Consider the following 13100-nt stretch of genomic DNA (forward strand, 5'->3'; position numbering starts at 1 on the left):
TCGGAAAGGTCAGCTGCTCGGCATGCCCTCTATCACTATGAAGGTCGTAGAGGCTCCGAACCGGAGCTGGTCGCCAGGGCGTACGGGAACGGGCGCCGACATCTGGCCAACCGCCGACGCCGCCGAGCCGCAACCCTCGCATGGCGGCCTCACTTCCACGCGATCGCCGGAAAGCCCGCTCACGAGCACCGTGCCGTTGCGCGAGCCCAGGTCCTCCACGTACCAGACGTCCTCCCCGCTGCGCCAGATGCGTGCATGACGAGCCGATACGTCTGCTTCCACCTCGTTCACCGCACCGTCGGACAAGGCCAGCGCGCCCACCTCGCTGCCCTCGGGCGCAGAGCTGAGCCAATGCGGCGCGCCGACGACGAGGCCGTCCTTCACGCGCAGCAGGCCGAGCACGGGCGCAGGAGCGGTTGCCGCCTCGTCTTCGCCCCGCGCCGAAGCTTCTCCCTCACCCTGCGAGGCTAAAGCCATGCGCGGCGTGGAGAGTCCGCCGCCGTACGTCGTCTGAACGAACTGCTGCGCATGGTCAACGGCGCGCCGCACGTCGGCCGTGCACGCCGCCGTCACGAGCAGCACCATGGCGGCCTCCGCGCGCTCGTCAACGCACAGCGCGTTCTCGCCCACGATGCGCTCGAGCATGTTGCGATACAGCGTTGGATCCCGCCCGCACGCCCGCAGCGCGTCGTCCATGGCGCGCCCATCGGGCCCGCATACGATCTCAAGCACCTGAGAGCCCGAGAGGGTCCGCCTCCCCCGCGACTTCATGCGCGCCACGATGCGCAGGGCGCCCACCGCGTAGTCGCAGAAGTACTGGTCGGACAGGTCATCTGCCGCAGCATGCACCAGAAAGCGCGAGACCCACGTACGGTCGTCGATGCGGCTCTTGGCGCTGCGCCCGTCCGAGAGAGGACGTCCCGAGAGGATCAGGCCCGCCAGCTCCTTGTTGCTGATCCCCCCCTGCTTCTTCATGAGGGAGAACAAAACCGAGATGGGGGTACCTGTCGTCATGAAACTTCCTCCGGACACTCATAGGCAACGTCGCCTTCGCCAACTCCTTGGCCCGCAGCCGCGCCACCTGGGTCCGAGGTGACGAGCAGGGCAGCCGAAGGCCCGTCGTCAGCCTGCGCAGCCGACAGCTCAAAGGCCGGCGCGTCCGCGGCGGAAGCCAGCCCCAAGGACGTAAGCACGCCCTCAGAGGCTCCCCACGGGAGGGTCGGACGAGAGCTGTCCCCCGCGGGCTTCTTCGCCCTGTCGGAGCCGGCGGGAACCATGCGGTCGACTGCAAACGCGCACAGCGGCGCGGACGCAGCAGGAACAAACGCCAAAGCGAGATAGGCCGGGATGTCCTGCGAGGGCCATGAGGCCACGAACAGGCTCACGCCTAGGAAGGCTGCTGCGAGGACGTCACCGGCTGCCGCCCGAGCGAACCCCTCCGACCCCGACACGTCGGTCCACCGCGCAGCCAGCCCCACGACCCCGGGGAGCAGCAGAGCAGTCGCGACGACTGCGCCGGGAAGGCACCCCGACCACAGCGGCGTCCCCGCGGGAAAGGCGACGGACATGCCGTCGGAAAGCACGCCCGCGCTCACCGCCACCGCCACACACGCCGCCGCGCAGACGGCACGCACGCCGACGCGAGCGAGGCGCCGCAGCGTGCGCTTGCGCGCCGCCTGGCGCTCGGCACGCTCGCTGAGGGGATGCGTCGCCAGCGGCTCGCCGCGCAGAGCGCGACCGACGTTCGCCGCATAGCCGTCGCAGAAGTCTGCGAGCATCTGCTGCATCTCAGACGCCGTCGGGCGCTCGCGCTGATCCGCGCGCAGGCACGCCAGAACGGGCTCGGCAAGCAGGTCATCCACGCGCGACAAGGCCAGACGCAAGCCGGAGGCCGTCGGCACGACGTCAGCGTCGGCTGCGCCGCGGCCCGCCGCCACGGCCACCTCGGGCTCGCATGACAGCACCGCCACGACATCAGCCGCACTCGCGTGGGCGCCCGCCGGCGGCGCGGGAGCGAACTCGGTCTTGAGGCGGTAGGCCGATCCTCCGACGCGCTGGCACCTCGACGCGATGCCCAGATCGTAGGGAGGGTGCCCCTCGAGCAGCGCGTACAGCACGCTTGCCGCCGCATACACGTCGACGGCCGCGGACTGGCGCAGCCGCTCGACCGAGGCTATGTCGTCGGTGAGCATCTCCGGTGACGCGAAGTCGGCCGTCGCGTGGCGCCTGCTGCCGAAACGCGACGTGATCGAGGGGCTTTCCCCGCAGGACGCCACGGCAGACCCGAAGTCGATCAGACGCAGCTCGAAGGAGCCCTCCTCAACCTGATCGGCCAGAGAAAGGCGCGAGGTGTCCACCATCACGTTGCGCAGCGACACGTCGCGGTGAACCACGCTCGCGTCAAGGCACCCCATGCACACCAGCAGATCGAACAGATCACGGCCGATGCGCGCCGCCGTCAAGGGGGACAGCCTCCCCTCCTCGTCGACGGCGAGGGCGCGCGCGGCTTCCTCGAGGGTGACTCCCTCGATCCACTCCATGACCACGACAGGATCGCCCTCGCAAGAGCCGCGGCCGAACAGCCGCGGAAAGCCCCTCAGGCCCGAGAGGTGCCGATGGGTCTCGTATTCCGCCTGAAACGCCGCGACAAGGGCAGCCGCAAGGCCCTCGTCCGCCTGCGCGTCGCCGAGACGCAGGCGCTTCACGGCCACGCGCTCGCCGCGCGCGCTCATGGCGCGCGACACCTCCCCGATGCCGCCGCGTCGCGTGGAGCCCTCGTCGACGAGCAGTATGGAGAACCTGCGCGCGTAGTCGTCACGCTCCCCCGCCGCCAAGGCGACGGCGGCCTCGAATCCCTCGACGCGCATGAGGCGCGCACCCGCGAGGGAGGCTTCGCCCGCCACAGCCCCTCCCTCGGTCGAGGAGGCCGCCGGCAGGCCTTCCGACGGGAGCATCACGGGCGACCGCCCTTCCGCGTCGCCTCGTACTCCTCCATCTTGATCACCTTGCCCGTGCTCGGATTCACCGGCATCTTGCCCGACCAGTAGGCGACGTCGACGGTGGGGTCTTCGAGGGCGACGTTGCTGGTCCACGCGGCATCAAGCTGGTAGAGCGCCTCTGTCAAGCGCCCGTACGAATACGAGAGCTTGTTATAGTTGTCGATATAGCGCGATGTTACGGGCATGCCCGGATCGGACGGATTCGCCGCCGCGCCAACCCGGTCGATCGCCGCCACGTCAGCAACCTGGACCGTGTAGAGAAAATCATAGACCCGCTGCGCCTGCGCGATCCGCTGCTCCTGCGACCCGGTCTTGCTCAGGCGGTTGAAATCTGCGATGAACTGGTAGACCTGGGAGGCATAGCCGTCAAGCTCGTCATAGCAATAGCGGAGCTCGGCGCAGATGCGCGCCTCGGCAGCCTCGTCGAGGCCGTCAGTCTCAGGCTCGGGAGCAGATTGGGAAGACGAAGGCGGCGCCGACCCTTGCGAAGCGACGTCAGAGGGAGCGGAGCCTCCCGACGTCGTCGACTGCCCACCCGCAGCGGCGGCCCCATCGGAGCCCCGAGCAGCGACATCAGCCAGCATGTCTGCTGCCGCGACGACCACGCGCGATGCGCCCAGCCGAGCATCGGCCGCCCCGGCAGCCGATCCCTCCGAGCCGTCGAGGTTTTCCTCGGCCCGCGACTCTCCCCAAGCGCCGTCCTGATCGGCGTCAGCAGACGCGCCTTGGGCGGCAGACGCGCCCTCTTCGTGCAGGTAGCGCTGCACAAGCGGACTCTGCGCCGCGAGGCCGGGCACCGCGGCGAAGTAAGCCGCCAGCCCGAACAGCATGAGCGCAAAGGAGAACGCGCAGACGCCCGCGGCCGCGCGCGGAACGTGCGCTCGGCGGAAGCTGCCGCCCGCTACCGACCAGAAGCGAAACGGTTTTTCCCGACGAGCCATTAAGCGAAATCTTCCTCCTCCGACAAACGCCACGACGCGGCGCGAGCCATCACGTGCTCACCCAGTATAGCAAACATCCGCCTGAGGCAGGCTCAGCCTGCGCTTGGACAAATGGCAGACATAACTTACTGGTCCATCATCTGCTGCAGCTTCTTCAGGTCCCCCATCGACATGCCGCCCATGCCGGGAAGCGCGCGGCCGCGGCGCGACTTGCCGCGCTTGCCCTTGCGCTTCTGCTGCTGCTCGACGGTGCCCATCATCTTCTTCATCATCTTCTTGGTCTCGTTGAACTTCTTGACGAGCTGGTTCACGTCGGTCACCGTGACGCCCGCGCCCTTCGCGATGCGCGCGCGGCGGCTGCCGTTGAGGACCTCGGGCTTGGCGCGCTCCTCCTTCGTCATGGAGTTGATGATGATCTCCATGGCGTCGAGCGCCCCCTCGTCCACCTGCCCGCTCCCGAGCGCCTTGTCGCCGCCGGGCAGCGCGCTGATGAGCTTGGCGATGCCGCCCATCTTGTGCACCTGGCGGTTCATGGTGATGAAGTCGTCGAGCGTGAGCTGGCCCTTCGCCATGCGCTCGGCTTCGACGGCCTCGGCCTCCTCCTGCTGCACCTTCACGGCGCTCTCGATGAGCGACACCACGTCGCCCATGCCGAGGATGCGCTTGGCCATGCGGTCGGGGTGGAACACCTCGAGCGAGTCGGGCTTCTCGCCCGAGGAGATGAACTTGATGGGCTTGCCCGTGACCTCGCGGATGGACAGCGCGCCGCCGCCGCGGGCGTCGCCGTCCATCTTCGACATGATGACGCCGTCGAAGTCCACGCGGCTCGCAAACGCCTCGACCACGTTCACCACATCCTGGCCGGTCATGGCGTCGACCACCATGAGGATCTGGTCGGGCTTGACGGCGTCGCGGATGGCCTCGGCCTCGGCCATCATGTCCTCGTCGACGTGCAGGCGACCCGCCGTGTCGATGATGACCACGTCGCGCAGCGAGTCGATGGCGTCGCGCACGCCCTCCTGCGCGATGCGCACCGGGTCCACGCCGTCGCCGCGGTACACGCGCACGCCGATCTCGCCGGCGAGCGTGGCCAGCTGGTCGGCCGCAGCGGGGCGGTACACGTCGCAGGCCACGAGCAGGGGCACGTGGTTCTCCTGCTTCAGGCGGTAGGCGAGCTTGGCGGCCGCGGTGGTCTTGCCCGAGCCCTGCAGGCCCACGAGCATGATGACGTTGGGGATGCGGCTGCCCATGACGAGCTTCGAGTCCGTGCGGCCCAGAAGCTCGGTGAGCTCGTCGAGCACCACCTTGATCACGTTCTGCGCCGGGGTGAGCGAGTCGAGCACCTCGGCGGCGAGGCAGCGCTCCTTGGTGCGCGCGACGAACGCCTTGACTACTTTGAAGTTGACGTCAGCTTCGAGAAGCGCGAGGCGGATCTCGCGCATGGCGGCGTTGATGTCCTCCTCGGTGAGGCGGCCCTTCGACTTCAGACCCGAGAAGATGCCCTGGAGGCGCTCGGAGAGGTTCTCAAGCATAGTGTTCTGCTCCTGTTGAAACGAGCTTGCATGTCGGCTAGCCGAACGATTATACCCCAGGCGAGCGCCTACAGGCTCACGATGGCCACCTTCACGTTGCTGTTGCGGAAGACGGGGCGCAGGAACTCGGGGTCCTGCAGCTCGGGCAGCACCTGCTGCAACGCGATGAAGATGTCGGCTGACGGGGCGCGCGAGGCGTCCTCGAGCGCGTAGACGGTGCGCTCCGAGATGCGCATGCCCGTCTTCTCCTCCACCGCCTTCACGAGCGACAGCCCGCGCGAGTAGCCGTTCGCCAGGCGCGACGCCTTGAGCAGCACGCCGTATGCCTCCCAGTCGATGACGCTGTTCTCCTTAGCCATGATATGACCTCCGATTCGTCGCGTGCTTCTCCTTAGTGTTGCATTATAGTACGATTTCGGGACGCGCGCCAGGGACGCAGGCACGCAGATGCGGGCAGGCGAGCCTGCGCTAGTCGAGGAAGTCAACCTCGCCCGAGTGGGTGTGGTAGACGGCGCCGCGTATCTCAAGCCCGTCATGCGCGGCGAGGCGCGCAAGCTCCTCGTCGGACCCGAGCGCCGCCATGCTCGCGCGCACGTTGCGCACGACGGCCTCGTAGGGGTCGGTCGTATCGCCGATGACCTGGGTGATCTTGTCGGTGATCGCCGCCACCGCGCCGGCGCAGCCGCCCTCCATCGCCGCGGACACCGCGCCGCAGCGCGTGTGGCCGAGCACGAGCAGGAGCTTCACGTGCAGGTGCTCGCACGCGTACACCGCGCTCGCCAGCTCGGAGGGGCCCACCACGTTGCCCGCCACGCGAATGGTGAACAGGTCACCGAGGCTCGCCATGAACATGTGCTCGGGCACCACGCGCGAGTCCGAGCAGGTGAGCACGATGGCGTACGGGCTCTGCCCGTACTCGTAGAGCTCCGTGATGCGCTCGAGCGACGTGTCGAGCTTGTGCTGCCGCAGCGTCAGGAAGTCGCGGTTGCCCCGTTTCAGACGGTCGATGGCGGCGCTTGCCGAGATCATGGCTCAGCCCTCCTCGCGGTCGCGTGAGGCGCAGGGGATGCCCGCGGCCTCGTGGTAGAAGATGTGCATGTCCTCGTAGGCGCCCTCTTTGTTGAGGAAGCCCCGGGGGATGGCGCCGACACGGGTGAATCCAAGGCTCTCGTAAAGGCGGATGGCGCGCGCGTTGCTCGCCACCACCGCGTTGAACTGCAGGCCGCGAAAACCGCAGGGAGCGAGGTGCGCGAGCGCGTCGGACACGAGCGCGCGGCCCGCTCCCCTGCCGCGCGCCGCGCTGCTCACCGCGAAGCTCGCGTTCGCCACGTGGGAGCAGCGCCCCACGTTGTTGGGATGCAGGATGTACAGGCCGATGACGCGCCCCTCGTCAATGGCCACCGCCGCGTAGGTCTGCGCGGCGAAGAACGCCGCGCCGGTCTGTTCGTCAAGCTCGTCGAGCTGCGGGAACGCCCGGCCGTCGCGCACGACCTCGTTCCAGATGGGGACCATGGCCGCCACGTCGGCGGGCGTGTAGGCGCGCACCTCCATGGCTAGAACCACTTCTCCCAGAAGTGCTTCTTGCGCGGCTGCTCGACGGGCGCGGGCTCGGCGGCGACGGAGTCGGCGTCAGGGTCGGCGGCCGCCAGGGCGAGCTCGGCCAGCTCCTCGTCGGTGAACGCGGCGTCATCGGATTCAGGCTCTGCCGACGCGACCGCCTCCGCAGGCTCGGGCTCGAACTCCGCCGCGGCTTCCGCGGCTTCGGGCTCCACCCCTTCCGCAAGCTCTTCCGCGACCTCAGCCTCGGCTTCGGGCGCGGACTCCGCGGGTTCCTCGGCCTCCACAGGCTCCTCGGCCTCCTCAACCTCCGCAGGCTTTTCGGCCGCCGCCGTCGCGGGCGCGCCCTCAAGCACGTCGCGGCGACGCTCCCCGGCGGTCATGGCCGCCTGCTTGGCGTTCTCGCCGACAGGCTCGGCATCCTCCTCGTAACGCTCGTCGAAGTCGCCGATGAGCGCGCTCGAGAACGCATGCGCGTCGAAGTCGCGCAAATCGTCGATCCCCTCGCCCACGCCGATCTTGATGATGGGCAGCTCGAGCTCGTGGCTCACGGCGAGCGCGATGCCGCCCTTCGCCGTGCCGTCGAGCTTGGTGACGATGAGCGCGTCAAGGTCGAGCGCGCGGTTGAACTCGCGCGCCTGCTGCAGGCCGTTCTGGCCCGTGGTGGCGTCGATCACGAGCACCGTGTACACCGGCAGCTCGGAGCGCTTGCGCACCACGTTCACCACCTTCTCGAGCTCGCGCATGAGGTCGGCCGAGGTGTGCAGACGGCCCGCCGTGTCGATGAGCACGAGGTCGGAGCCGGCCGCCTCGGCGCGCTCGATGGTGTCGTAGCACACGCTCGCCGGGTCGCTCCCGCGCTCGCGCGTGACCATCTCCACGCCCGCGCGGCGCGCCCACACCTCGAGCTGCTCGATGGCCGCGGCGCGGAAGGTGTCGGCCGAGCCCAGGATGACGGAGCGGCCCGCGTCGGTCTGCTCCTTGGCGATCTTGCCCACCGTGGTGGTCTTGCCCGTGCCGTTGATGCCCACGAACAGCAAAAGAGCGGGCCCGCCGCCGAGGATCTCCTCGCCGCCAGGCGTAAACGTGGCGCTGATCTGGTCGTTCAGAAGGTCGAGCACCGCGTAGGCGTCAGGCAGCGCGAGTCGCGTGGCCTGGTCGCGCAGCCGCTCCACGATGTCGAAGGCCGCTGAGCCGCCGATGTCGGAGAGGATGAGCGTCTCCTCGAGCGTCTCCCAGAAATCCTCGTCGAGGTTCGGCCCGCGGTCGAGCAGGACGTTCATCGACTCCTTGAACTTGTCACGGGAGCGCGAAAGCCCCTCGCTGATCTTGTCGAAAAAACCCATGGCAGACTACCTCCATGCCAACGTCGCACCTTGCACCATGCCATTCTATGCCATCAGGCGCACGTTAGCCCCCACCCCGCCGAAAAACAAGGCGCCAACACGAGGGAAAGGTCAAGCTCCCCGCTCTGCGCGCAGCTTGAGGTAGGTGAGCATGTCGGCACTTGAGTAGGCTTTGACGGTCGATGTGCGAGCGAGCCTCACGTCGTTGGTCACGAGGAAATCGATACCCGCGAGCTCAGCCGCAGCTGCCACCAGGCCGTCCTCTAGATCGAAGAAGAGCGTCTTCTGCTGGCGCGCGAGCCAAACGGTACGCAGGTCAAGCGGGAGGGGAATGGCGAGGTCTCGAATGGCGTCAACGACACCCCATGCCATCTCGTTACAGGCGAGTGCCTCGGACCCCGTCACCTCCTTCCCCGCCGCCCTCAGGCGTCGCTTATGGATGGAGCCCACAAGGTAGTAGACGTCCTTCAGGCTGCCCGCGAAGTACGCAAGGCCAATCCCTTCCACGTATGCGTAGTCAATGAGAGCGAAGGCGTCCTCATGGAACGTACGCCACGGGTCGAAGTAGTCAAGCCACACGTTGGTATCAAGGAGAAGCGACATCTCCCCCGCGTTCACAAAAGGCCCCTCTCCTCATAGCGGTCGACAAGCGCCTCCTCATAGAGCTCGCGGTCACCTAACATGCTCGGAAGCGGGTCACGCGTGATGCCACGTTCCGCGTAGAACGCCGTCACCTGCCGCTGCATGGCATGGAAGTCATCGAGCTTGCGCAGGCGCTCTTCACGCCCACCGTCACGCGGCGTCGGCTCGATGACCGTGCGAACGTCGGCGTCTCGCACGCCCTCGCGACTCAGGAAATCATAGAAGCCCTGTACGGCCTTCGACGGCGTGAACCCTAAGGAGGCTAGCCGCGCGTCGCCGTCGCGCTTTCGCTGAACCCCAATGCGCACGTTCATCTGCTGAGTTGCCTCCATCAGCGCACCTCCTCGACACAAGCGTGTTCATGATGCTTGCTATATTGTATAGCATTCTATTGATACAAGGCAATACGGAGGTTGCGATCCGATCTTGTCACAGATACATTGCCGTCGATCTTTTGCCTGCAATGATTCGCCATGGTCACTTGACAATAGGCACTAGCGAGATCGAATCTGACGTTTCGTGGTTTTAACTTCTTCTGAACCGGGCAGAGGATGCCCTTAGGGACTCGACGTTATCGCACGCCAAGCCCCTCTCGTTCACGAGAATCTCGCAAAGCTCGTCAAGTGTCCTGAACGACTTGTCAGACATTGGAGTTTCTTTCCGCAAATGCAGGAAGGCCCACCGCATTTCAGCATCGTTGAGAGGCTTGGGTGGGCGCTGATGGGTTCATTCTAATTACTCCAGAAAAGAACGTCCATAGGGATGAAGCGATAAAGCAACCTTTTGCACTGGACCAAGCGTTTGGTTGTTCAGCTACCCCCTGCAAAATAGCTCATGCTCCTCACGCTCACAGGAGGCCGCGCTCCTCAGAGCGCTCGACAAGCGCCTCCTCATAGAGCTCGCGGTCGCTCAACGTGCTCGGAAGCGATTCTCGGATAACGCACACTTATCGGGGTTGGCGGCTATCCACTCTTCGATCGACTTGTAGTCATTGTCCCTTAGACAGGATGAAACGGTCTCGCAGACACCACGGTCGATATCGTCAACCAACACATCCAACCCATAACCTTGCTCGGCAACTACGCCGCGTACCCACTCTTCGGGGTCATTGACCAATACATCAAGGCCATATCCTTGCTCGGCAACAGCTACACGGACTCCCCAAAAGGGATCGTTTACCAGAACGTCGAGACCGTAGCCTTGTTGCGCGACGGCGCTGCGAACAACCGCGTTGGAGTCATTAACAAGTTGGTCCAGCCCGTAACCGTACTCGGCCACTACGGCACGAACCCACCGCTCAGAATCATTAACGAGAACATCAAAGCCATGCCCTTGTCGCGCCACAGCTGCTCTTACCGGCCAATCTTGATCTTCAACCAGCTGATTCAGGCCGTAACCTTGTTGAGCAACAGCCTCACGAACAAACACATCGGGATCATGCATCAGTTTATCTAAGCCGTAACCTTGCTCGGCTACGGTTTCACGAACCTCCCAATCAGGATCGTTGACGAGCGCATCCAACCCGTAGCCTTGCTCGGCAACAGCGACGCGAACATCAACCTCAACGTCGGTTATCAACCTTTCGAGTCCATACCCTTGTTTTGCGACGACCACGCGAACATGCCAGTCCTCATCATCGACAAGCTGATCGAGTCCATACCCTTGTTCGGCAACGGCAATACGAACATAATCGCTACGATCATTCACGAGCTTTTCCAGTCCATAGCCTTGTTGCGCAGCGTTGTAACGCTCAAGATAATCCTCGCTGTCAACCATTTCGCGCTGCTCGTCGCTCAAAGCACCATATGGCACAAATTCACTCATCGTGCATTGCCTGTTCTACTCGTATCAACTTCTGCCTTATCGTTCATCGTTACCGCTTTTCTGGTGTTTTATGTGCGATGGTGCCCATTGCTACCATCCTACTTATTCGCTCCCCGAACGTGCGAGGAAATTGGAGAAAAAGACCAAAGAGAAAACCGTATCGACTCGCTCGACTTCGGAAACGAGCTGCGAGCACCCCTCTCGGATGAGATCACACCGACGCTCAAGCTCTTTCAAAACCTCAACGCTCTCGACGCTTCTCGTTTGAATCTGATCGCTTGCGATGATCTTCTCGGCCAACGCTGATGGCATGGCCCACCTCCCCTTCACCTATTGCGGAGCATTCTAGCACCGCGGTTGTTGCTCAGCTATCCCCCGCGAAAAGCTCGAGCTCTCCGCTCACGGGAGACCGCGTTCGCCGGAGCGCTCGACAAGCGCCTCCTCATAGAGCTCGCGGTCGCAAATGACAAGTTGGACCAATCGAGTTGAGCAGATCACCATTTGCACTTAGAATGTCTGCTATCATCTGTTTAACGGTACCAGTTTTGAAATTGTGACGACTTTGGTACCCTTAAAGTGACCATAAGAGGAGATACGAGCGATGGGCGACTCCAAGATTCAGAAGCGCTATCGGCGCGAGCGCTACCTCGAGAAGGTGCGCCCGTTCGTCCACGACGCCGGCCTCATCAAGGTCATCACGGGCATCCGCCGCTGCGGAAAGTCGTGTCTCATGGAATCCATTGCCTCAGAGCTCGTGGACGGCGGGGTGCCGCTCAAAGACATTATCTACCTCGACCTGGAAAAACGAGGCCTGCGCTCCGTTAAGACCCCCGACGCGCTCGACGCAGCCATCGACGAGCGCGTCATAGACAGCGACTTCAAGTACCTCTTCATCGACGAGGTACAGAGCGTGAAGGGGTTCGAGGAGGTCGTCAACTCCTATCGCGCTGACGGCGGCTTCTCGGTCTTCATCACCGGCTCGAACTCCTACCTGCTATCAGGGGAGCTCATCACCAAGCTCACCGGCCGCTACGTTGAAATCGAAATGTTCACGCTGTCCTTCGACGAGTACCTTGGCATGCGCTCCTTCCTCGGTAAACCCGAGCAGCCGCGTGCGCAGAGCTTTCGCGAATGGCTGCGCTACGGAGGCTTCCCGAAGTCCTTAGAGTTCGATGACACGCGCGCCAAGTCGCGCTACATAGAGGACGTGGTGGACCAGATCATCAAGAAGGACGTCTACGCTCGAAGCCGCGTGCGCAACCGCGCCACGTTCGAGCGCGTCATGACCTACATTATCAACAACTTCGCGGCACCCACGAACCTCGAGGGCATCGCCCGGTATCTCAACGAGGCGGCACACTTGCCCATCAAACGCCAGACGCTCGCCCGATACATCGACCTGCTCGTGGCAGCCAAGGTCATCTACCGATGCGACCGCTTCGACCTCAAGTCGAAGAGATCCCTGCAGGGCGGCGAGAAGTACTACCTGGCCGACCCTGGCATCTACTTCGCACGCAACGTAGACGCCACCATGAACTACGGTCCTCTGTTGGAGAACACCGCCTACACCTGGTTGCGCGCCAAGGGATACGCGGTGAGTGTAGGCATCATCGGGAAGCTTGAAGTCGACTTCATCGCCCGTCGGGCCGATGAGGGATACGCCTACGTCCAGGTGTCCATGTCGGTTGCCGATCCGGCTGTCGAGGAGAGGGAGTACCGGCCCTTCGGAAACGTGCGGGACAACTGGCCCCAGTACCTGCTGACGCTCGACCCGCTCCCCTTGGAGCGAGACGGCGTGACCCACCTCAACATGATGGAACTCATGGCCGACGGCGGAGATCTCTAAAAGCTTGAATTGGCACCTGCCTCAATGCTCATCAGGCTCAGGCGAAGGATAACATTTTCGACTGCATTAGGCATCGGCTAAGCCACCGGGTAGCTCGTTTCGAAAAGAGAAGGGGCAGATGATGGCCCACATGACCTGAGATATTTGGCCGAGCGCGGCTATGGCAATCTTCACTTAAGGTACATAGGTACTGCTAACTTTCTTGGAGCAACAAGATTCTCTAGAGAGGCATGTAGGTGCTTTTTCCAGCAGATGTTTCAGCTTGGGTATTTGGAGATAAAAACATCCTCTTCCGTTGCCTGTGATAAAGCTAGTGGGATTAAGTCGAGCGAGTGAAACTGTGCTGCTCCGAAGAACAAGACGCCTCGAGAAACAAGATGACGAGGGGAGCGCGAGGGAGCAATGGTTAGTTC

Annotated in this window: 12 protein-coding genes; 1 reads left to right on the plus strand and 11 read right to left on the minus strand. The window is 64.1% G+C overall.

The annotated features are described in order from the left end of the window. Positions 1-9: 9 nt before the first annotated feature. The 11 genes from G7Y50_RS11885 to G7Y50_RS02655 all read right to left on the minus strand — a co-directional run bounded on the left by G7Y50_RS11885 (position 10) and on the right by G7Y50_RS02655 (position 10841). Entirely contained in the window at positions 10-1014 is a 1005-nt protein-coding gene (locus G7Y50_RS11885; RefSeq protein ID WP_206214739.1) for an FHA domain-containing protein, read from the minus strand. After that, positions 1011-2954: a protein kinase gene (locus G7Y50_RS02610; protein ID WP_165048007.1), complete on the minus strand. Its 1944-nt coding sequence runs from the start codon at positions 2952-2954 to the stop codon at positions 1011-1013. Before G7Y50_RS02610 ends, G7Y50_RS11885 begins: the two co-directional genes overlap by 4 nt. Continuing rightward, positions 2954-3940 (minus strand): hypothetical protein, encoded by a 987-nt coding sequence (locus G7Y50_RS02615; protein ID WP_165047982.1) that lies wholly within the window; start codon positions 3938-3940, stop codon positions 2954-2956. Before G7Y50_RS02615 ends, G7Y50_RS02610 begins: the two co-directional genes overlap by 1 nt. Positions 3941-4065: 125 nt before the next feature. Continuing rightward, a complete protein-coding gene (gene ffh / locus G7Y50_RS02620; protein WP_165047975.1) occupies positions 4066-5472 on the minus strand; it encodes a signal recognition particle protein in 1407 nt (468 codons plus the stop codon). Positions 5473-5540: 68 nt separating this feature from the next. Further along, positions 5541-5831 (minus strand): hypothetical protein, encoded by a 291-nt coding sequence (locus G7Y50_RS02625; protein WP_165047966.1) that lies wholly within the window; start codon positions 5829-5831, stop codon positions 5541-5543. Between the two features lie 109 nt (positions 5832-5940). Then, complete coding sequence (locus tag G7Y50_RS02630; protein WP_165047955.1) at positions 5941-6501, minus strand: carbonic anhydrase; 561 nt, start codon at positions 6499-6501, stop codon at positions 5941-5943. Between the two features lie 3 nt (positions 6502-6504). Next, positions 6505-7035: a GNAT family N-acetyltransferase gene (locus tag G7Y50_RS02635; protein WP_241156405.1), complete on the minus strand. Its 531-nt coding sequence runs from the start codon at positions 7033-7035 to the stop codon at positions 6505-6507. Beyond that, positions 7026-8375 carry a signal recognition particle-docking protein FtsY gene (gene ftsY, locus G7Y50_RS02640; RefSeq protein WP_241156404.1) on the minus strand — a complete coding sequence of 450 codons (1350 nt, stop codon included), beginning with the start codon at positions 8373-8375 and terminating at the stop codon, positions 7026-7028. Before ftsY ends, G7Y50_RS02635 begins: the two co-directional genes overlap by 10 nt. Positions 8376-8486: 111 nt before the next feature. Further along, the gene (locus tag G7Y50_RS02645; protein WP_165047946.1) at positions 8487-8993 is read right to left on the minus strand and encodes a PIN domain-containing protein; all 507 of its coding nucleotides are present in this window, start codon (positions 8991-8993) and stop codon (positions 8487-8489) included. After that, entirely contained in the window at positions 8990-9349 is a 360-nt protein-coding gene (locus G7Y50_RS02650) for a hypothetical protein (RefSeq protein ID WP_165047938.1), read from the minus strand. The genes G7Y50_RS02645 and G7Y50_RS02650 overlap by 4 nt, the downstream gene beginning before the upstream one ends. 577 nt (positions 9350-9926) lie before the next feature. Continuing rightward, the gene (locus G7Y50_RS02655; protein WP_165047930.1) at positions 9927-10841 is read right to left on the minus strand and encodes a hypothetical protein; all 915 of its coding nucleotides are present in this window, start codon (positions 10839-10841) and stop codon (positions 9927-9929) included. 601 nt (positions 10842-11442) lie between these two features. Here G7Y50_RS02655 and G7Y50_RS02660 point away from each other — a divergent pair. Then, entirely contained in the window at positions 11443-12687 is a 1245-nt protein-coding gene (locus tag G7Y50_RS02660; RefSeq protein ID WP_165047919.1) for an ATP-binding protein, read from the plus strand. The last annotated feature ends 413 nt before the right edge of the window (positions 12688-13100 follow it).

Origin of the sequence: Adlercreutzia sp. ZJ176 (genome assembly GCF_011038975.1) — a bacterium.
In the GTDB taxonomy this organism is placed as follows: Bacteria; Actinomycetota; Coriobacteriia; order Coriobacteriales; family Eggerthellaceae; genus CAAEEV01.

Excerpts from the sequence above, each read along its gene's own strand:
- G7Y50_RS02660 (WP_165047919.1), top strand. The coding sequence starts at position 11,443 with ATGGGCGACTCCAAGATTCAGAAGCGCTATCGGCGCGAGCGCTACCTC.
- G7Y50_RS02630 (WP_165047955.1), bottom strand. The coding sequence starts at position 6,501 with ATGATCTCGGCAAGCGCCGCCATCGACCGTCTGAAACGGGGCAACCGC.
- ftsY (WP_241156404.1), bottom strand. The coding sequence starts at position 8,375 with ATGGGTTTTTTCGACAAGATCAGCGAGGGGCTTTCGCGCTCCCGTGAC.
- G7Y50_RS11885 (WP_206214739.1), bottom strand. The coding sequence starts at position 1,014 with ATGACGACAGGTACCCCCATCTCGGTTTTGTTCTCCCTCATGAAGAAG.
- G7Y50_RS02610 (WP_165048007.1), bottom strand. The coding sequence starts at position 2,954 with ATGCTCCCGTCGGAAGGCCTGCCGGCGGCCTCCTCGACCGAGGGAGGG.
- G7Y50_RS02625 (WP_165047966.1), bottom strand. The coding sequence starts at position 5,831 with ATGGCTAAGGAGAACAGCGTCATCGACTGGGAGGCATACGGCGTGCTG.
- ffh (WP_165047975.1), bottom strand. The coding sequence starts at position 5,472 with ATGCTTGAGAACCTCTCCGAGCGCCTCCAGGGCATCTTCTCGGGTCTG.
- G7Y50_RS02615 (WP_165047982.1), bottom strand. The coding sequence starts at position 3,940 with ATGGCTCGTCGGGAAAAACCGTTTCGCTTCTGGTCGGTAGCGGGCGGC.
- G7Y50_RS02650 (WP_165047938.1), bottom strand. The coding sequence starts at position 9,349 with ATGGAGGCAACTCAGCAGATGAACGTGCGCATTGGGGTTCAGCGAAAG.
- G7Y50_RS02655 (WP_165047930.1), bottom strand. The coding sequence starts at position 10,841 with ATGAGTGAATTTGTGCCATATGGTGCTTTGAGCGACGAGCAGCGCGAA.